We start from the raw sequence: 19,566 nt of genomic DNA on the forward strand, positions 1-19,566 counted from the left end.
CACCCTGCGTCCGACTTGCATGCATTAGGCACGCCGCCAGCGTTCGTCCTGAGCCAGGATCAAACTCTGCGTTGAATGGTGAAGCGCTGACCTTCCGGTCAGGTTCACTCCACTGAATAAACGTGAAACCATTACTTATATGCTGTCACTGTTTAGTTGCTAAGGTGCATTGTGAGAGGTCTTGGCGACAAAAAACCAGGCGGCGGGTTGCCCCTCCGGCCTGGCGACGTCTCCGACTTTGTCGGCGCGGTTCGCTTTGTGGCCTCAAACTACTCTCACTTGTTCTGGTTTACCTCGTCAGAGGTGAAACCGCTGAACACGTTGAGGAGTATAGCACCCGGTTTAGATTTTGTCAAGCGGCGTTTGATCACGGTTTTAAGGCGATTGCAACTTGCCTTGGCGCGTGCCATCAGACCGGCAGATCGCCCTCACACGCCCGCACCGTCGGCGGCAACGCCTCGGCAACGGCATGCGGAGCCGGCCTTCGCCGGCTGGATCAGGGCATGAAGGAGGCCTTTGCTCACGATGAGCCGAGCCGTTCACGGCGATGGTAGAAGATACCATCGCCCGAGGCTTATGCCTAACTACTCAACCAGCAATTCGATCCGCTCGCCCTCTTCGGTGTCGTTCCATACGAGCAACCGTCCCGTCGCACCACGGGCTATGCTCCCCAGCAATTCGCCCCGTGCGGCCTCGCTAAGGTGCGGGACGAGTCGTGCCCCTAGCCGTAGGCCAACATTGATCAGGCCCACAGGGATCGCTACATTGACCTTCTGATGACTCGTGTGGAGATCGGTGACGCGCACCCGTACCAAACGTGTCTGTCCCTGCTGTACTGGGCTTGTCTCGGCTGCCAGGGCATCAAGCAACTGAGCCGCTTCATGCGAAGAGACTTGCCCCGTTTCGACTAATTTCAAGATGCGGTCTCGTGTACTGAACATAGGCCTTCGACTAGGGATTGGGGCCATCGAACCTTCGGATGCATACGTTAGGACCGTAGCCCCGACGTTTAAGCGTATAATACACTATCGTCTATCTCTTGTTGAGGAGTCTGTCAACGAAGTTTCCTGGTATGTTGTCACCCTGAGTATGAAATGGCCTGCAAGCCAATGGTGCCGCGATCAACAGAGTAAGCGCCCGTGAGATCTCACAGGTCTGGCAGACCTGTGAGGTCTGGTCGGGCGGATTCATTTCTGGAAGACCATACGTCGGCACTCCAATGAGCGTAGCTGGTACAGCACCCTGAAACCATGTTTTAGGAGCGGGGCGAAGGGTCTCAGGTGCCCCGATGGTAGAGATGCTTCGCTCTGCTAGGCATGACAAGGCTGCGGGAATGTCGGAAAATGTAGTGGACAAACTATATCAGCCTGGAAGGCAAGGGTAACCCACGATGAAAGCGGCCCTCATGTTTCCCGAAATTACCATTGCTGGTACGCCCTATGAACGTGGGCGTATGTACGGTACGGCAGTTCCTTTGCGTATCCGTCATAGCATCGCGAGCTATGCGCGCCTTTTTGCCTATCGCCGCGCCCTCGATTGGGCGGCAAGCCAGGCCGAGGCGCTGCGTTTTGTGCCTTTGTTGACCGAGGTGGCCCCTGATCTGCTTGAAGAGATGCGCGGACTGGCCGATGGTGCCGGGGTTGCGCTGGCCGAGATTGTGGCACTCAATGTGCGTACCGAGTTGATGGCAGGCATCCCAATTGGCTATTATCACCCCGATGGCGCGGCCGCGATGGCGCGTAACCGCGCCGCCGGGGTGCCGGAACATCCCGACGAGCAGCCGCTGAACCAGGGGATGGTCGCCGATGCACCTGAGCTCGACCGTGATGCCGGCGAGTGTACGACCGCCGCTGCCTATGGCCCGGCAACCACCGATGGCCGGATGTTGCTAGCCCAGACCTGGGATTGGCAGGGTGATCAGCGCGCTGCGTGCGTTATGCTCCGGATTCATGCCCCTGGTGAGCCTGCTATCTTGACGATGACCGAAGCCGGTATGCTGGCTAAGGTTGGGCTCAATAGCGCTGGCCTGGTGGTCGGGTTGAATCTCTTACGCTCGCAGAGTGATGGGCACCATGTGGGCATGCCTGTCCATATCTTGCTCCGCAAGATGTTGCAGGCCACGACGTTTGCTGATGCGCGTACCCTGGCCGATCGCGTTCCTGCGGGCGGCTCATCCTGTGTCACCATTGCGACGACGACGGGCCAACTGGTGAGCCTCGAAGTGAGTCCGACTGGTGTGGCTGAGGTCTGGGCCGAAGATGGGTTGCTGGCGCACGCGAACCATTGCGTTGATCAAACCGCCGCCGCTGGCGAATGCCCGCTTGAGGCAACCTCGACCTCGCGTGAACGTCAGGGGCGAGCCTGGGAGTTGCTGCGGATGGGGTATGGTGCCCTTGATGTGCTGACGCTTCAAGCGATCCTGCGCGACCGACATGATGCACCGCGCTGCATTTGTCGCCTCCCCGATATGCGTGTCCCCCGGCTTGACCGGGGCGAGAGCATCTGTGGGCTAGTGCTTGACCCACACAACGGCGTGATCTATGTTGCGCCTGATGCGCCCTGTCAGGCGGCTTTTACACCGGTCACCCTGGCGTGATCCGTCGCTTCGCCGGTTGAAATACCAGCCTGGCTGGTATTTCAACCGGCGAAAAGGCCCTTCATCGGCCAAACTGGCGTTCAAGCTGGGTCGGGGTCATCAGGATCATCGTCGGACGACCGTGCGGACAGGTACGCGGGCTGGTGCAGGCTTCGAGTTGCTGCAAAAGCTGGCGCATCTCTTCGAGCGAGAGCGTCTGCCCGGCGCGCACCGAGGTATGGCACGAAAGGGTAGTGAGCATTGCTTCGCGCCAGTCGAGCGGCGTCGAACCGCCGCGCCCAGCCAGATGATCGGCCAGTTCGTGCAAGGCACGGGGCAGTTGATCGGCAGGAAGGGTGGCGGGCACAGCGCGTACCATCACTCCTTCGCCCCACTCATCGAGGACAAAGCCCCATTCGGCCAGACGCTCAGGATTGCCAAGCAGGAGCGCACTCGCGGCCGGGTTTAGGGGCACTGAACGAGGCAGCAATAAGCCCTGCGACTCAACACTGCCCCCTGCAAACTGGGTGATCAAGCGCTCATACGTAATGCGTTCGTGGGCGGCATGTTGATCAATCAGATACATCCCCTCGGGGGCCTCGGCGATAATATAGGTCAACCCGACTTGCCCCACCACGCGCAGTGGTGGCAGCTTACCGCTTTGACGCAGCGGCTCGGCTGTGGGAAGATCGTTTGCTGTACGGGGTTGAGGCTGCGGCAAGGCACCCTGCCAATCACCCGCGGCTTCATTAGAAGCATCGCCATGCCAGTCAGCCGTTGGCGGTGGGCTAGCTGATGGTGCGAGAGCTTCGCCAGATGAGAAAGGGGCTTCGTTCCCGCCAGCATCCCAGCGACTGCGCTCGCGATCCCATGCCGATGCGCCAACCCCCCACGCTGACGGCTCAGGTTCACTCGGGGCCGCTTGCCCAAGCTGGCGCAACTCGAACCGGCGCTGGGCCGTCGCTTCATCAACCTCCCATGTTGGCACCCCAGCCCCGGCGACCAACGCCTCGCGCACGGCCCGCCCGAGGGTACCATGCACTTTGGGCGCATAGCGGAACTTGACCTCACTCTTGGTGGGATGCACATTGACATCAACGGCCAGCGGATGCACAAAGAGATTCAGCACCACAAGTGGGTGCCGCCCGCGCATCAACATCGTATGGTAAGCATCTTCAACAACCGCAGGCAACGCCCCGCGTGGCTGCAACGCGCGCCGATTGACAAAGAGATGCAGATAGCTGCGCGAGCCACGGGTCAGGCCGGGCGGCGAGAGCAAGCCCTCCACCCGGATCTCCTGCTCACCTTCGCCAACCTCGGCGGCGACGGGCAGCATCTGACGGGCGACATCAAGGCCATAGAGCTCGATCAACACAGCACGCAGATCGCCATCGCCGCTGGTCTGCAAGGCCAGGCGCCCTTCGAGTTGCAGCGTAAAGCGCACCTCGGGATAGGCGAGGGCATACTGCTGCACCACCGCGCTGATCGCGCTCAACTCGGTGGCCTCACTCCGCAGGTACTCACGACGGACGGGCGTATTGTAGAAGAGATTGCGCACACTGAAACTTGTCCCCGGCGAGCACCCCCGTGGGGTACGCGACTGCACCTCACCCCCGGCCAGGCGCAACTCGGTGCCGACCTCTTCAGCAGCGGTACGGCTGAGACAGATGACCTGGGCGACACTGGCAATCGAAGGCAGAGCCTCACCACGGAACCCGAGGGTACCAATGCGCCAGAGATCCTCGGAGGTGGTGAGTTTGCTGGTTGCATGCCGTTCAAAGGCGAGTTCCAGTTCGTGGGAGGCAATCCCGCCCCCATCGTCCTGCACTTTCAACTCACGCAGGCCCCCGCCACGTGCCTCAATCGCAATACGGCGCGCACCTGCATCAAGCGCATTCTCCACCAGTTCTTTGATCACCGAGGCCGGGCGCTCAACTACCTCACCAGCGGCAATCTGCGCCGCAACCGTCGCATCAAGCAGCTGAATAGGCATCACACCCTCCTTGTGCGAACATGTTTGCGTGCTTAGTATACCATACCCCAAGCAGCATCCATGCTACAACTCGGAGGTCGGGGAGGGCTGTTGCAAAGTCATCTCGATCGTCCGCAGATGACGCAGATGACGCAGATGACAGCTTCCGCATCTGCGTCATCTGCGGATACTATCTAACCCTCCTGAGACTTTGCATCAGCCCTAAGGGGTCGGGCTACTGACGGGTGTTGGCAAGGGGGTAGCAGTCGGCATGGAGGGAGGAGGAAATGGGACGAGGGTCGCGACAGGAGGGACGCGTGAGGGTTGGGCTGCGGGGGGCTGTACCGCCGGAAGGGAGAGCCAGACATAACTCACCGTACTCACGAGGAGCAAGAGCATCACCAGCGCAAGCAGGCCCCCCAGCGGGTTGAGAGAACGTTCGACCGGTGCGCTACGGAGGGGCGTGGTCACGACCCTAGAGGCATCAACGGTATGCGTGCGTGGTTCATCATCATCACCCGTAAGGGTATCAACCTGGGCCACCATGACCGTAATATTATCAACGCCACCCCGCTCATTAGCGAAATCAACGAGGCGTTCGACAGCCGCATCAGGTGGCAGCATCCCCGCGATTTCGGCAATCTCTTCATCGGTAATCAAGCCGTGCATCCCATCAGTCGAAAGGATCACGGTATCACCGGCGCGGAGGGCAAGGGTAAAGAGGTCGACGTCCACCTCGGAACTATGGCCAAGGGCGCGGGTAATAATATTGCGAATATTGGAAGAACGGGCCTGGGCGGGGGTCATCAAGCCTGCTGCCACCTGATCAGAAACAAACGAATGATCATGCGAAATCTGGGTAATCTGGCCCTCGCGCACGAGATAAGCCCGACTATCCCCAACATTCGCTACATAGAGACCACCAGGGGTAAAGAGGGCCGCCACGCCGGTGGTACCCATGCTGCCACGCCCTGCTTCATAGATCGCCCGATTGGCCCCGATAAAAGCCTCGCGTAGCATATCCTCAGGTTCGACCTCGGGCCGAAACGCCGAGACAATCGTCGCTACCCCAAGTTCACTCGCAACCTCACCAGCAGCATGGCCACCCATGCCATCACAGACAACCAGCAGATTGATTGAACCAAGTTGCTTACTCGCGTAAGCATCCTGGTTAACCTCGCGCCGCATACCAACATGAGTACGGGCACTGAAGCGTACACGCATCGGTTACTCCTCGGGCGAGCTCCAAAACATGGGCCAGTTCCTCCGACGCTCTATTTCAGCAGACGGGGCAAGATGACCATAGCAGCGGCAACAACAAGCAGCGTCAGAAAAAAGAGATTGCCGGTTGAACTGGTTAACAAGATCGCAAGTGCCACCACAATTGCTGCCATAAAGAGACAGCCACGCTGGACACGGGCAATGCTCGTTGCCACTTCATCAGGCTCGGGTGGTGATGTTTTCATGAAGAACAGGGAAGACCCATTGTTCCTTTCATTTCAGCCATTCGTGTTGATTGGTACCGTAATCGTAACTTTTGTCCCCTGCCCTGGGGTAGAGGCCAGTTCGGCCGTCCCATTCACGAGGCGGGCACGTTCATCAATATTAAGCAACCCAAACGAACCACGCTTTTCGTAGGAGCGCATAATTTCATTCAGATCAAAGCCAATCCCATCGTCTTGCACAACTGCGATCAGCTTATTGCCATCACGTTGGAGCCGCACCCAGATATGCTTGGCTCGCGCATGCTTGAGCGCATTGTTAATTGATTCTTGAATAATATTAAAGAGTGTCCCCTCGGTTTTTGTTTCGAGGTGGACTTCCTCAAGCCCATCAGCCTCAAGCACCAGTTTGGTGCCGGTACTATTCTGCTGAAAGCGTTGCAAATACTGTTCGAGCGTCACTTTGAGGCCCTGCGTTTCGAGCACCAGGGGACGCAATTCAAACAGCATCGTACGTACCTCGTAGGTCGTACGTTTCGCCAGGGCACTGAGCTTATCGAGTTCTTCAAGTACCCGCTCGGGGTTACGTTCGAGCAACCGCTTGATAAACTCGACATTCATCGTGATCGCCGCAACCGCCTGGGCCGGACCATCGTGCAAATCGCGGGCAAGTTGATGGCGAACTTCCTCTTCTTTCGAAATAAGCTTATTCCGCTCTTCCTGGAGATCGAAGATCAACTGGGCATTATGCAGGGCAATAATGGCGTAATTGACCAGGGCGGTCAAGCCTGCGATCTCATCTTCGGCAAACGTTTCAGCCCGCTCGATGGCAAAGACCACGATGCCATAGGTGCGCAAGTTGGCCCGCAGGGGGATGAGGCAGGCATAACGACAGTTCGTGAGGCTATCAAAGAGCAACAGGTCGGGATCGGGTGTGGCAAGATCAAGGATGTGGGGATTCGGTTTATGCAACGCCTCGGCGAGCCCAGCCGTGACCTTGATCTGCCGAGCCTGATCACTGATACTCAAACGATGGCTTGCGCCAACATACAGTTCGTCGGGCACACCCGAAGAGAGCAGCACCATACCTGCTGTGTAGGGGGTCAGCTTATAACTCTCGCGGAGGGTCACTTCAAGGACTTGCCCATAGTCTACGGTACTCGACAGGGTATAGGCGACCTCATAGAGCGACCGGCTCTGAGCGCGATATGCATGAGCCTCTTCGAGCGCCTTTTCAGCCTCACGGCGGGCGTTTTGCACACTCGCCCGGTTATTTTCACTCCAGCGTTCAGCCAACCCAGCGGTAATCCAAGGCACAAAGATCAAGGTCAAACCGCGCAAGAAGAGGGCGACATACTCAAGGAGGGTTGTCTCGAGGCCAGCGGCAAAGATCCGGCGCCAGCCGATAAAGGCAGCGATATAGCAGAGGGCAGCGACAATCCCCGAAAGCAAACTGATAAGCTTCGTCTGGCGGATGGCCGCATTGATCAATGGGACAAGATAGAGAGGAAAAAAGATGACGATCTGCTCGCCACCAAAAAACATCATCAGAGAGATAAAGCCAATATCGATGAGATACGTGAGTTCAAGCCAGGAAGCGATAGGTGGGATAAAGAGAGCCAGCGTTGCGAGGACGCTCACCGCAACATAGATCCAAAAGACAACGACGAGGGGGGGACTGGTACTAGAGACCGGCCATACAGGTTGATCAGTGAGAAAGTTGGTAATTAAAAAGAGCAGCAGAATGGTCAACCAGCGGGCCAGCGCATAAAAACGCTCGCCCCCAGGCAGGAACCACTGCTTGGTCTGGAGAGGTTGCGAACCAGACATTTCACTCGCTGTTGTGGTGGCCTTCACATCTAAGAACCATCTTTATTGACAGAACAGGACGTATATGTGCGGCGCTGGTGCTTGCCCCATATGATGGGTTATGGACTGATTGTTGGCAGCAAACCTGCCAACAACCAGCGTTTCGGAAGGCCGTGGAGTATCCAAGCCTCCCTCTCGTGATGCAAAGGCTAGCCGAGCGTCTTCAAGATATCGAGGGTGCTCCGCACGGCACTGGCCGACTTGGCGAGCAGCGCCATCTCTTCTTCATTTAACGGCAATTCGATAATTTTCTCGATGCCGCCGGCCCCAAGAATCACAGGTACGCCGAAATAGATATCATTAAGCCCATACTGCCCGGTGAGATAGGCAGCGACGGGAATAACCCGCTTCTTATCCTTCAGCACGGCCTCGACCATCTGGGCCGTTGCGGCGGCGGGTGCATAGTAGGCACTGCCGGTCTTGAGCAGATTGACTATCTCGCCGCCGCCCTTGCGTGCGCGGTCAACGATGGCCGCGAGGCGCTCGGGGCCAACGAACTCGGTGACAGGAATGCCGCCAATGGTCGAGAAGCGGGGCAAAGGCACCATCTCGTCACCATGCCCGCCCATCAACATCGCCTGAATATCCTCGACCGACACCCCGGTCTCCATCGCAATAAACGCACGATAGCGCGCACTATCAAGCACGCCAGCCTGCCCCATCACCCGTTCTTTGGGAAAACCGCTGGCTTCTGCGGCAACATAGGTCATCGCATCAAGCGGATTGTTGACCATAATGATCACGGCATTGGGGGAAAGCGGGGCGGCCTGCGAGATGCAGCTACGGGTAATATCAGCATTGACCTTGATCAGATCTTCACGGCTCATCCCCGGCTTACGTGGCGCACCCGAGGTCACCACAATGATATCAGAGTCGGCCGTATCAGCATACGAGTTTGAGCCAATGACCTTGCAATCAAAGCCCTCGATTGGCGCGGCTTCATAGAGATCAAGCCCCTTGCCTTGAGGTATACCCTCAACGATATCGAGCAGGACAATATCGCCAAGCTCTTTGGCGGCTACCCAGTGGGCGGTGGTCGATCCGACGAACCCGGAACCAATGATGCTAATCTTTTTTCGCATAGCTTACTCCTAAACCTCTGCGCTGAGCGCTCGGATAGCAGATGCCTTGTATCACAACAAGAGCCAGATGATACGTGTGCATTGTAGCACACCGGACGAAAGATCGGGCAACCTGGAGTTCATTGATGCGGACCTGCGGCAACACGGAGTTTCGTCAGCGTCGCTTCGAGATCATCGGTCAGTGGTGAGACAAATTCACGCCAGGTGCCATCGTGGGGGTGGCAGAAACCGAGGCGATGCGCATGCAGAAACTGGCGGTTCAAGCCAAAGCTCGAGCGCGGACGCCTCCCGCCATAGGTCTGGTCGCCGAGCACGGGATGGTTGGTGTGCAACATATGCACCCGAATCTGATGGGTGCGCCCGGTCTCCAACTGTGCCTCAAGCAACGTATAATCGCCCAACTCTTCACGCACACGGTAGTGGGTACGGGCGTCACGCCCGGTTGGTCTGTGGGTGACCGTCATACGCAACCGGTCAGATGGGTGGCGTCCAATGGGGGCATCAATCACGCCTTCACGCTGTTTGAAGTGCCCTGCGACGACAACCAGATAGATCTTGAGCATCTGGCGTGCGCGTTGCTGCTCGGTCAGCGCTTGCATCGCACGATCATGGCGCGCTACCACCAGCAACCCTGACGTATCCTGGTCAAGGCGATGGACAATGCCCGGGCGGATCCCGCCGTTGACCTGCATCTCGGGGTAGCGTGACAACAAGGCGTTTGCCAGGGTTCCCCCGGGATGTCCGGGAGCAGGGTGAACAACCATCCCCGCTGGTTTATCGACCACCACAATATCGGCATCTTCGTAGGCAATGCACAGCGGAATCGCCTCGGGTTGCAAGCTTGTTGGCTGCGGTGGCGGTACCGTTACCAGCACCCGTTCGCCCCCGCGTAAGCTATGGCTCGCACGCACCATCCGCCCGTTGACAACCACACGCCCTTCGTCAATCAACTGTTGCACATATGACCGCGACAGATCGGCGACACTCCGCGCCACAAAGCGATCAACCCGCTCACCAGAGTCATCAGGTGGCACAAAGAGTTCAAACGAATCAGGCTCTGTGACGTTATCCATAGGGTACTTAGACCTCAACATCTTTGCTCAATAACTCATCCAGCAGCGTATCATCACGTGGAGGGGGCAGGGGAGCTGGGGCGGGTTCATCGCCGACAAAGATCAGATAGGTTGCAAGGGTGATTGTGCCAACGGTAATGGCGCTATCGGCCAGATTGAAGACCGGCCACCAGCCGACGCTGATAAAGTCAACCACATACCCGTGGCGGATCCGATCCAGCACGTTCCCCAGGGCACCTCCAACAATCAGGCCGGTTGCCCCTTGAATCAGCCGCCGATGATTGGGCAGATAGGCGGCATAGGCGTAGATCAACCCCCCGATAATCAGCAGTGATGTCACAATGAAGAGCGGTGATAAGTTCTGGAAAAGACCAAAGGCCACGCCAGTATTACGGGTATACATGAGTTTGAACGATGCGCCAACAAGATAGATGCTGCGCTGACCTGGTTCTGGCCCGAGCGCATTGACCGCCCAGGCTTTGCTAAGCTGATCAAGGACAAAGATACTCACCCCCACAAGTAGTGGGAGAAGCCAGCGTTGCGTCTGGGTAGATGGCGAGACTGATGCACTCAAGGTTGTCTCACTGACTGGTCAGCGTCTCATGCTTGCGTGCACGGCGCTCGGCAAGATCCTCACGCAAAAACTGGTAGATGAGCAGCACTGCCCCGATGGTAATCGCACTGTCGGCCACATTGAAGATCGGGAACCACCCCACACTGATGAAATCGACCACATACCCGAGCCTGATGCGATCAATCAGGTTGCCAAAGGCCCCCCCCATAATCAGGCCCATGCTCGCCTGAATAAGAGTCTGGTGATGATCGAGATGGGCCGTATAAAAATAGATTGCCCCAGCAACAATGCAGAGAGCGGCCACCGTCAGCAACTCGGGTTGCCCCTGAAACATGCTAAAAGCAACGCCCGTATTGTGTGAATAGACAAGGCGAACCAACCCTCCAGGCAGGGGGATCGACCGCGCCATTGTCTCGGGGCCAAGGGTTTGCACAACCCACCATTTGGTCAGTTGGTCAAGCAAGATAAAAGTGCTTGCGATGGCGAGCGGTATGATCCATATACGAATAGTGTGCGAACGCTGCACAGATACCTCCTAAGTGTATGGCGTTGCAACGCCACGTCAGTAGTTTGAAGGAGCTTTCATGTCATTATAATAGATTCTGCCTCTTTTTTGGAGTGGCAACGCCTCATATGCCAGGGCAATGGCATCTTCTGCCGTCGCCATCCTTACATACTAGTGTCCTCTTGACAATAGCCTCACTCAGGGCGTATACTAGTGTCAGATCTACAACAGGCCGTGCGACCGTTTTGCGACGGGCTGTTAGTGTCAAGATGACAATGTCCCGTTCGGTCGCATGGCTCTCTTTGTCGGTGCAGATAGTGTTTAATGTACACTAATAAGTACGTGTTAAGCAAGGGAGGTTCCGAGGTGTCAGTGTCGCTTTATCATACGCCGCCCGAGGCTGCGGCGGTGCTCGCCGAAGAGATTGCTGCGTTGAAAGCCGAGCGCAACGCGGTGATCCTTGCGCACAACTATGAGTATGGTGAAATCCAGGATCTTGCTGATTATGTCGGCGACTCGCTCGGCATGGCTCAGTATGCTGCCCACAGCGAGGCCCCGGTGCTGGTGGTCTGCGGGGTTCATTTTATGGCCGAAACGTCGGCGATCCTCTCGCCCGAAAAGACGGTCTTGATCCCTGATCCTGAGGCCGGCTGTTCGTTAGCGGCCTCGATCAACGCTGATCAGTTGCGGGCGTGGAAGGCCGAGCACCCCGGCGCAGTTGTCGTCAGTTATGTAAATACCACGGCTGAAGTCAAGGCGGAAAGCGACTATTGCTGTACCTCGGGCAATGCCGAGCGGGTGATTCGGGCGATCCCTGAAGACAAGACGATCCTCTTTTTGCCTGATATGTTTCTTGGCAGCTATCTGCGCCAGCAAACGGGGCGCAACATCGAGATCTGGGCCGGCGAGTGCCATGTTCACGCGGCGATTCGCCCCGCCATGGTTGAACGTCAGCGCGCGGCCTTGCCCGGTGCCGATTTTCTGATCCATCCCGAGTGTGGCTGTGTGAGCAGTACGATGCACTACCTTGCCACTGGGGCGCTCAACCCCGAGGGTACCCATATTCTCTCGACCGAGGGCATGATCCGCCACGCCGCTGCGAGTCCAGCGCAGCAGTTTGTGGTTGCCACCGAGATCGGCGTGCTCCACCGGATGCGTAAGGCCAACCCCGCCAAGGAATTTGTGCCGATTGATGAGTCGATTAGTTGCAAATACATGAAGATGATTACACTGGAAAAGGTGCGTGATAGTCTGCGCGACCTAACCCATCGAGTGACGGTTGAGCCTGCATTGGCCGCACGTGCACGGACGGCGATCGAGCGCATGGTGGCGCTCTGAGATTGGTCTGGTGGCTTCGGCTAATGGTTTTTCAGTCAGATACCCACCGCGAAAGCAAGTGGGCTTGTGCTCGCTCCTTCGCCCGGAGGCGACGCAGCACAAGAGGCCGGGGGAAAGATGAAAGCGGAAAGATGAAAGATGAAAAATGATCCATGTTTCAGCTTTCGTCTTTCATCTTTCCGCTTTCCCTGGCCCTGCACAACGAAAGGTGTCGTGCGTGGCGCAGACCGTCAACCTTTTCCCCGGCAGCGGGCTTCCCTGCCGGAACTCCCGAAGGTTCCGTTGGCAACGTGCAAACCGTGGCTCGTGGTGCGCACCACGAGTGCCTTCGCACATCCGAGCGTAGGACAGCAGTATTCGCATGCCCATGCAAACGTGCGCTCAAGCGGGCTACAGCCGGGGCGGTCCTCCCACCGCGAGAAGCGGGTGGGTTTCCCGCCCTCAAGGGTAAACACCTATGAATAATCTTCCGCGTTATGCGCTCGCAGCGTTGCCGAGCGTTCTCTTGAACCGGCATACTGATGTGCTGGTGATTGGTGGAGGGGCGGCTGGTTTGACCGCCGCGTTGACGGCAGCGGCCCATGCCGACGTGTTCGTACTGGCGCGGGGGCCGCTCTGCGAGAGCAATTCAGCCCTTGCCCAGGGGGGCATCGCGGCCGCCCTTGATGCCGCCGACTCACCGCACGCGCATGTGGCAGATACGCTGGTCGCCGGGGCCGGACTGACCGACGAAGATGCGGCGACCGTGTTAGCCAACGAGGCACCAGCCTTGATGTGCGAACTGGCGACACGCGGGGTTCCCTTCGAGCGCGCCGACGCGTTGCATTTTGCCCTTGGGCTTGAGGGCGGCCATTCTGCCCGTCGGATCGTGCATGTCGGTGATGCAACCGGCTGGGCCGTCACGGCTGCGCTGATTGCCGAGGCGCGGGCACATCCGCGTATTCATCTGCTCGAAGGTTGGCAGGCGGTCGATCTGCTTGATCGCCAGGGCCAGATCATTGGTGCGCTTGCCCGCGATCCGCAGGGCCAGTGGCATCGTTTGTTGGCGGGCGCCACGGTGCTCGCTAGTGGCGGGGCCGGGGCGCTCTATGGGTTGACCAGCAATCAACCAGCCGCCCTCGGTGAGGGCATTGCGATGGCCTATCGCGCCGGGGCTGAGATTGCCGATATGGAGTTTGTCCAGTTTCACCCGACGGTCTACCGTACACCGACCGGCGAGGGCTTTTTGATTACCGAGGCGGCCCGCGGCGAAGGCGGGATCTTATGTGCGACGACCGGCGAGCGCTTTATGCCGGCTTATGATCCACGGGCCGAACTTGCCCCGCGTGATATTGTGACCCGCGGGATCTATGCGGCGATGCAGCGCACTGGCAGCGACCATGTCTTGCTTGATCTGACGCATCTGCCATCGGCCCGTATCGAACAGCACTTTCCGACGATTTGCGCCCGGCTGCGTGAGTATGGCCTTGATCCGGTGCGTCAGTCTATCCCGGTGGCCCCCGCAGCCCATTATCTAATGGGTGGCGTGCGTACCGATCTCACCGGCGCGACAAGTCTTCCTGGTCTCTTTGCCGCTGGCGAAGTTGCCTGTACAGGTGTGCATGGGGCCAATCGCCTTGCGTCAAACTCGCTCCTCGAATGCATCGTTTTTGGACGACGGGCAGGTCAGGCTGCGCTGCAATGGGCCGACACAGAGGGTTCACGCCGCGAAAGTGTGCATCTAGAACTGGTTCCCGAACGTAACATTGCACCTGCGTCGTCACCTGCGCCAATCGCGTGGCGGGACGGCCTGGCGGCGATTATGCAGAGCTATGCTGGGCCACTGCGTGATGGTGCTGGCCTCGGCGAAGGGTATGTCCAACTCACCCGGTGGCCTGCGCAGGCAGCCGCCGATGATCCTGATGCCATTACTGCTGTCAATGCAGCCATAACTGCGCGTTTGATCATCCAAGCGGCCAGTTTACGCCAGGAGAGCCGAGGTGGACATTTTCGCCGCGACTTTCCTCAGGCCAGTGAAACCTGGCGGGGCCATAGTGTCCAGCAGCGTTCACGTGAACCAGCCACCCTTGCCAGTCTAGCTCGCTTTGAGCCGATCGCACACGCAGCTGATTGAGGCATGCCTCTATCCTCCAAGGTTCTTTTGTCGCTGGAAGCGGCGAGCTAACCTGCCCGTTTCCAGCGACAAAAGCTGGGTTAGAGAACATTGCCCGCAGGCTTCGGAGGTCGTACTGGCCGTTTTCGCCAACACAAGCAAGGGCAGCGCACAAGTTCATGTACCAGCGGCAAAGCCCCCAGGTAGCTCTATGCTATAATACAAAAACGCACGCTAAACTAGGCAGGCTTCAGGATCAAACCCGGAATGGAAGAGTTCGAGCACCTTGATTATTACGCTCTCCTTGGCGTTGAACGCAATGCCAGGATCGATGCGATCAAAAAAGCCTACCGTCAGCAGATGGTACTCTACCATCCTGATCGGTACGTCCATGCTACCTCAGATGAGCAAGCATATGCGAGTCGTCGAGCGCAACGGATTAATGAGGCTTATCAGGTGCTGAGCGATTTTGTCGCACGTACAGCCTATAATCGCCGGCTGATCCCTGAGAACCCTGAGCCCGGGGTGTCGTTGTCGAAACGTGCCTCGACAGCGCCGCCGGTGCCCCCTCCTCGTGATACGCTGGCCGACCTGTACGGCAAAGCGCGTGACCATCTTGATGCCGGACGGTATACGCAGGCAATTGCTGATTTCCGAACCATCCAGCAGATCAACCCGTTCTATCGTGATAGTACGGTGTTGTTGGCCCAGGCCGAGGCCGCACTCAATCGGGCTACGCAGGCCGCTTCCAAGGCTCGTCCAACCCCAAAAACCGATAAGAGTCGGCGTACACTGGTGTTCGGAGGCGTCGGTGCGTTGGCAATGGCCGGCCTTGGAGCGCTTGGTTGGGGGTTGCGTGACCGTCTCAGTGACAATACGGCTGCCGAGGCCCCACAGGCTGATACGTTGCCGTCCCCAACGACGCCACCGGCATCGCCTGCGCCAACGGTGATCCCCGTACCGCCCCCTGCCAGCATGGTGCCGACTGCGCCGGTATCGCCCGAGGCCACTGCAACGACCACACCGGTACCAACCAGCGAGTCCACCGCACGCCCCGTGACAGCCACAACCGTCACCTTGCCGGAAACAGGGTCAATCGCCTATGCCAACGATCTCACATCGGGTGAGGGATGGCCCGAGGTGGGTGGGCGCGGGTGGAATGTCGGGTTTGCGCAGGATGGGTATCGGATTACCGCCGTCCGTAGCGCGGGCAATATCTGGGCCTTCAATACCTCACCGGCCGGGTTGGATTACCTGATCGGTGTTGATCTGAGGGTTACCGGTGGGGCCGCCGGTTTGATGCTGCGCTTTGCCGAAAGCAATTTTCTGGCCTTTTTTGTTGAGCCAGCCACAGGCCGGTATCGGCTTGAGCAACGTGTGAACGGGAGCGATAATCGGCTACGCGATGAGGTGCATCCCGCGATTGTCACTGAGCCACAGGCGACCAACCGTCTTGTAGCCCGCCTCGACGGGCTTGAAGTCGCGCTTGGCATCAATGGGCAGGCTGTGGCAACCCTGGTTGTTGAGGCCCCACCTCCAACGCCGCGCTATGGAATGATTGCCATGGCCCGTGAGCCTGAAGTTGTCGCGGTGTTCCGCAATTTGAGCATTCGTGAGTTGTAAAGGGCTTTACGGGCTATTTCAGTAAAGGATTGGTGTTATCCTGGTGATGACCTCCTTCCAGATGCTTGTGCGGCGCTTGCTCTTGCTCCTGGCCGTGCTCCTTTGTGGGGTGTTCTCTGTCACGCCAGTCGCTGCTCAGGCAAACCTGAGCCTGACGGCTGTTCCTGCTTTTGATGGCAACTATACACCCGGCACATGGTTGCCGGTGCAACTTGACCTGCGCAACGATGGCCCAGCCATTGATGTGCTGGTTGTGGCCGGGGCCGCTGAATCGTCGCTGCGGAATGGGCAGCGGGTTGAATTGCCCGCCGGAGCCGTCAAGCAACTGACACTCTACGTTGCGCTCGATCAAGAGGTGCGCTCACTGGTGGTGCAGGTTGAGCAGCAGAATCTGGTGCTCGCTGAAACTGAGCTTGAGCTGCGTCCCCGTCGCGATGAACGGATGCTCGGCTTGCTTGTCGCGTCCGATCCCCAGTTGAACTTGCCCCGTCGCCAGGATGTCACAACCTTTCCCTTCAATACGTTCCTGCTCGACCCGGCCTTCTTCCCTGACCGCATGGCAGGCTTGAGTAGCCTGAATCTCGTGCTGCTTCACGATGTTCCGTTCGCGAATCTGAGTCCTGCCCAGCAAGAGGCGCTCAGCGGCTGGGTCTATGCTGGTGGTCATCTGCTGCTTGGTGGTGGGCCAACCGCGGCCCGCACGATCGCCGGTATGCCGCCACGTCTCTTGCCCGCTACGCTCGGAGCGACGCGCCAGATTGATGATGCGCCGCTGGTTGCGTTGAGTACCGCACCCGGCCCCGGCGTTTTGCCTGGTCTTCAGTTGTTGCCTGTGCCTGGGGCAATTGCGACTGGCGCGGCTGACGCTCCGGCATGGGTGAGTCGCCAGGTTGGCCGTGGGAGTGTGACCCAGCTCGCGTTCGATCCTGGTGCGCCTGCCCTGATTCGTTGGGAACAAGCCCCGGCCTTCTGGCAGAGTCTGTTGCGCCCTGGGCAACGCATTACGACGCCTTTTGGGACGCAGAGCACCGTTGATATTCTGCAAGAACAGGTCATTACCGCCGGTCTGTCGAATCTGCCTGCGCTGACGTTACCACCCGTTGATCTCATTTTTTTGGTACTTGCCCTCTATACCATCCTGATTGGGCCTGGGATTGCGCTCATTTTGCGCCAGTTCGATCGCCAGGCCTGGGCATGGGTGGTTGTGCCAGGGGTTGCGCTCGCGACTGGGGCACTCGTCGTTGGCCTTGCCCTCGCCATTCGACCCGAACAACGGCTGGTGAGCCGTATGACCCTGGTGGAAATGACCGAACCCAACCTTGCCCGAGTGCGCGGTTTTGTTGGCATGCTCGTGCCACAACAACAGGAGGTGCGGCTCACAACGAGCGATGAGGCGCTTGTGCGCCCTGTGCGTTCCGCCGCAGGTGTGTTTGGGCAGGTCAATGGTGTCGTTGGCGATCTGGCCCAGTTGAGCCCCGAGCTTCCGCTGCCGCTTGAGGCCTGGCAGATCCAGGGGGTGATGGCGGAAGCCCAGATGCCCCTGGAAGGCATCCAGGCGACGATGCTGCTGGTTGATGGTACGCTGCAGATCGAGGTGGTCAACACAAGCGATCTGGTGCTGCGCGACGCCGTGGCGGTCTTTGGTGAGCGGGTTGTCAGGCTAGGCACGCTCAATCCAGGTGAAACAGCGGCGCAACCGTGGCCCCTCGATCCCCCTGAAGCGGTCGCACGCAATACGGCGCTCAGTTTCCTGGTGCTCCGCGAAGAATTGGAGGCCGGACAAGGGCCGGGGCAGGCGGCGAGTCGCTATGTCCTGGCACGCGAGGCGCTGCTCAATGCGGCGGTCATTCAGAATAATGTGCTCAGTCAAGAAGGCCCCTTCGTCTTCGCGTGGCTCGACCAGAATCCGCTCGGTATGCAGGTCAATGTCCCCGCTGCCGTCCAGGAGGTGACATTGCTGGCGCTACGTCCGGACTTCCGCGGCAGCGGGCCAATCTTGCTCAACGAAGGTTGGCTCAGACCAGACTGGATCGCCTCACAGCAGACGCAATGTTTTGGTTCGCGAGGGGCAGGCATACCGGCGACAATGGCACCCACAATGGGCGAGTTGCGGCTTCCTGCTGAACTGGCCGAGCTACGCGCCGAACGGCTCAGCCTAGTAATCGAGAGTGAGCGCACATGGCCGAATGCGGGCGTAATCATCGAGGTCTATGATTGGGAGCGTGAACGCTGGGTGGAACAGTCGTTTGATGGCCCTGGTGAATTGCAACTCGAAAACCCTGCGCCGTTTTTGCGCAATGGCCGCTTGCAACTGCGGCTTGATGGCCGCATTGTCGAGGCTGGCTGCCTCTATCTTGGCGCACGCCTGCAAGGAGTCTTGCCATGAGCCGCGGCCCGTCGATGCCGATTCTCTTCAAAGAATTTGCCGTACAGATGCGGGGCAGCCGTTCAGCGCTCTTGTTGGCGCTCTTGATTGGCCTCGCGTCCATTGCGGCCCGCCTGATCTACGGCGCAATTGTGGGTCAACTTGACCGTGGGGCACCGCTCGTCAGTGCCCAGATCGGGCAAATTCTCTTCATTACGCTCAGTCTGGTCATCCAGGCGCTGATCGTCTTTCTCGCCCCGGCGACAACCGTCAATGCGATCAGCAGCGAGCACGAGCGTGGCACCTTTGCGATGCTCCAGACGACCCCGATGACCCCGATTCAACTGGTCGCTGGCAAACTGGTCGCCGCCTTCGCCCTGTTGTTGATCCTGATCCTGGCGGTCTTGCCGGTCTTTGCGGTCGTGCTGCTCTTTGGTGGGGTAAGCCTTGCTGATCTCGGGCGGGTCTTGAGTACGCTGCTGATCACGGCCCTGCTCGGCAGCGTCTTTGGGCTCTTCTGCTCGGCAGCGACCCGTCAGACCTACAGCGCTACCCTGCTCTGCTATGCGCTCTTGATCAGCCTTGTGGGTGGCACCCTGCTCGCAGCCAACCTCTGGTCGCTCCTCAATAGCATGTTGCCCGCTCCGGCGATCTACGTCTTTGCCAACCCCTTGTCGGCGATGGCCGCTGCGCTGGTGCCGGCGCGCCCACCCGACATTATCTCGTTTACCGGAGGTTTGCGCCCGCTAGTGCTGCTCAACCTGCTTACCCGCGGCGTGATTGATGCCGGTGCGCAGGGTGTCTTGCCCCTCTACCGAGCGACCTGGATGCTCTATGGGGGTTTGAGCCTGCTCTTCTTCTGGCTAACCCTGCATCTGGCAACACCACGCCGTCGCTGGCGCCCAGGCAAGGTCGATCTGGCGCTGCTCCTGATCCTGCTTGGCTACCTCGTCCTGGCGTATGGTGCCCGCGACTGGTGGATGGCCGGGTTGACACGGGGCTAAACGAAGCTCTGTCCGAACGTTGCTTCTGGCGAACGCGGCCAGCAAAGTTGGC

General features: G+C 58.8%; 15 protein-coding genes and 1 rRNA gene. 6 read left to right on the plus strand and 10 right to left on the minus strand.

Annotated features, from left to right (window positions below):
* Positions 1–75: ribosomal RNA gene (locus EKD05_RS13805) — 16S ribosomal RNA — on the minus strand; the annotation flags it as partial.
* A gap of 509 nt (positions 76–584) precedes the next feature.
* Positions 585–941, minus strand: a complete 357-nt coding sequence (locus EKD05_RS13810; protein ID WP_129673682.1) for a hypothetical protein — start codon at positions 939–941, stop codon at positions 585–587.
* A 449-nt stretch (positions 942–1,390) separates the two neighbouring features.
* Between EKD05_RS13810 and EKD05_RS13815 the strand changes: the two genes are divergently transcribed.
* Positions 1,391–2,596 (plus strand): C45 family peptidase, encoded by a 1,206-nt coding sequence (locus tag EKD05_RS13815; protein WP_240695775.1) that lies wholly within the window; start codon positions 1,391–1,393, stop codon positions 2,594–2,596.
* A 61-nt stretch (positions 2,597–2,657) separates the two neighbouring features.
* Here EKD05_RS13815 and mutL read toward each other — a convergent pair whose 3' ends face one another.
* From mutL to lspA (EKD05_RS13855), 8 genes are all read right to left on the minus strand, one after another.
* On the minus strand, positions 2,658–4,568 hold the full coding sequence (mutL, locus tag EKD05_RS13820) for a DNA mismatch repair endonuclease MutL (protein WP_129673684.1): 1,911 nt from the start codon (positions 4,566–4,568) through the stop codon (positions 2,658–2,660).
* 201 nt (positions 4,569–4,769) lie between these two features.
* Positions 4,770–5,771 carry a PP2C family serine/threonine-protein phosphatase gene (locus EKD05_RS13825; RefSeq protein ID WP_129673687.1) on the minus strand — a complete coding sequence of 334 codons (1,002 nt, stop codon included), beginning with the start codon at positions 5,769–5,771 and terminating at the stop codon, positions 4,770–4,772.
* A 50-nt stretch (positions 5,772–5,821) separates the two neighbouring features.
* Positions 5,822–6,013 (minus strand): hypothetical protein, encoded by a 192-nt coding sequence (locus EKD05_RS13830; protein WP_097654673.1) that lies wholly within the window; start codon positions 6,011–6,013, stop codon positions 5,822–5,824.
* Between the two features lie 33 nt (positions 6,014–6,046).
* Complete coding sequence (locus EKD05_RS13835; protein ID WP_129673810.1) at positions 6,047–7,819, minus strand: ATP-binding protein; 1,773 nt, start codon at positions 7,817–7,819, stop codon at positions 6,047–6,049.
* A 188-nt stretch (positions 7,820–8,007) separates the two neighbouring features.
* Positions 8,008–8,940, minus strand: a complete 933-nt coding sequence (gene mdh, locus EKD05_RS13840) for a malate dehydrogenase (RefSeq protein ID WP_129673689.1) — start codon at positions 8,938–8,940, stop codon at positions 8,008–8,010.
* Between the two features lie 119 nt (positions 8,941–9,059).
* A complete protein-coding gene (locus EKD05_RS13845; RefSeq protein ID WP_129673691.1) occupies positions 9,060–10,013 on the minus strand; it encodes an RluA family pseudouridine synthase in 954 nt (317 codons plus the stop codon).
* A gap of 7 nt (positions 10,014–10,020) precedes the next feature.
* Entirely contained in the window at positions 10,021–10,587 is a 567-nt protein-coding gene (gene lspA / locus EKD05_RS13850; RefSeq protein ID WP_129673693.1) for a signal peptidase II, read from the minus strand.
* Positions 10,588–10,594: 7 nt separating this feature from the next.
* A complete protein-coding gene (lspA, locus tag EKD05_RS13855) occupies positions 10,595–11,113 on the minus strand; it encodes a signal peptidase II (RefSeq protein WP_240695777.1) in 519 nt (172 codons plus the stop codon).
* Between the two features lie 345 nt (positions 11,114–11,458).
* On the opposite strand from lspA (EKD05_RS13855), the gene nadA reads away from it, so the two are divergent.
* From nadA to EKD05_RS13880, 5 genes are all read left to right on the plus strand, one after another.
* Positions 11,459–12,430 (plus strand): quinolinate synthase NadA, encoded by a 972-nt coding sequence (nadA, locus tag EKD05_RS13860; RefSeq protein WP_205703944.1) that lies wholly within the window; start codon positions 11,459–11,461, stop codon positions 12,428–12,430.
* A 457-nt stretch (positions 12,431–12,887) separates the two neighbouring features.
* Positions 12,888–14,543 (plus strand): L-aspartate oxidase, encoded by a 1,656-nt coding sequence (gene nadB / locus EKD05_RS13865; protein WP_129673697.1) that lies wholly within the window; start codon positions 12,888–12,890, stop codon positions 14,541–14,543.
* 246 nt (positions 14,544–14,789) lie between these two features.
* Positions 14,790–16,145: a J domain-containing protein gene (locus EKD05_RS13870; RefSeq protein ID WP_129673699.1), complete on the plus strand. Its 1,356-nt coding sequence runs from the start codon at positions 14,790–14,792 to the stop codon at positions 16,143–16,145.
* A 43-nt stretch (positions 16,146–16,188) separates the two neighbouring features.
* Positions 16,189–18,531 (plus strand): hypothetical protein, encoded by a 2,343-nt coding sequence (locus tag EKD05_RS13875; protein WP_129673701.1) that lies wholly within the window; start codon positions 16,189–16,191, stop codon positions 18,529–18,531.
* Complete coding sequence (locus EKD05_RS13880; RefSeq protein WP_129673703.1) at positions 18,528–19,514, plus strand: ABC transporter permease; 987 nt, start codon at positions 18,528–18,530, stop codon at positions 19,512–19,514. Before EKD05_RS13875 ends, EKD05_RS13880 begins: the two co-directional genes overlap by 4 nt.
* Positions 19,515–19,566: the final 52 nt, after the last annotated feature.

The organism is Candidatus Chloroploca sp. Khr17 (genome assembly GCF_004138165.1).
Taxonomy (GTDB): Bacteria; Chloroflexota; Chloroflexia; order Chloroflexales; family Chloroflexaceae; genus Chloroploca.

Excerpts from the sequence above, each read along its gene's own strand:
- EKD05_RS13835 (WP_129673810.1), bottom strand. The coding sequence starts at position 7,819 with ATGTCTGGTTCGCAACCTCTCCAGACCAAGCAGTGGTTCCTGCCTGGG.
- EKD05_RS13830 (WP_097654673.1), bottom strand. The coding sequence starts at position 6,013 with ATGAAAACATCACCACCCGAGCCTGATGAAGTGGCAACGAGCATTGCC.
- EKD05_RS13825 (WP_129673687.1), bottom strand. The coding sequence starts at position 5,771 with ATGCGTGTACGCTTCAGTGCCCGTACTCATGTTGGTATGCGGCGCGAG.
- nadB (WP_129673697.1), top strand. The coding sequence starts at position 12,888 with ATGAATAATCTTCCGCGTTATGCGCTCGCAGCGTTGCCGAGCGTTCTC.
- mutL (WP_129673684.1), bottom strand. The coding sequence starts at position 4,568 with ATGCCTATTCAGCTGCTTGATGCGACGGTTGCGGCGCAGATTGCCGCT.
- EKD05_RS13870 (WP_129673699.1), top strand. The coding sequence starts at position 14,790 with ATGGAAGAGTTCGAGCACCTTGATTATTACGCTCTCCTTGGCGTTGAA.
- EKD05_RS13815 (WP_240695775.1), top strand. The coding sequence starts at position 1,391 with ATGAAAGCGGCCCTCATGTTTCCCGAAATTACCATTGCTGGTACGCCC.
- EKD05_RS13810 (WP_129673682.1), bottom strand. The coding sequence starts at position 941 with ATGTTCAGTACACGAGACCGCATCTTGAAATTAGTCGAAACGGGGCAA.
- EKD05_RS13845 (WP_129673691.1), bottom strand. The coding sequence starts at position 10,013 with ATGGATAACGTCACAGAGCCTGATTCGTTTGAACTCTTTGTGCCACCT.
- EKD05_RS13880 (WP_129673703.1), top strand. The coding sequence starts at position 18,528 with ATGAGCCGCGGCCCGTCGATGCCGATTCTCTTCAAAGAATTTGCCGTA.
- mdh (WP_129673689.1), bottom strand. The coding sequence starts at position 8,940 with ATGCGAAAAAAGATTAGCATCATTGGTTCCGGGTTCGTCGGATCGACC.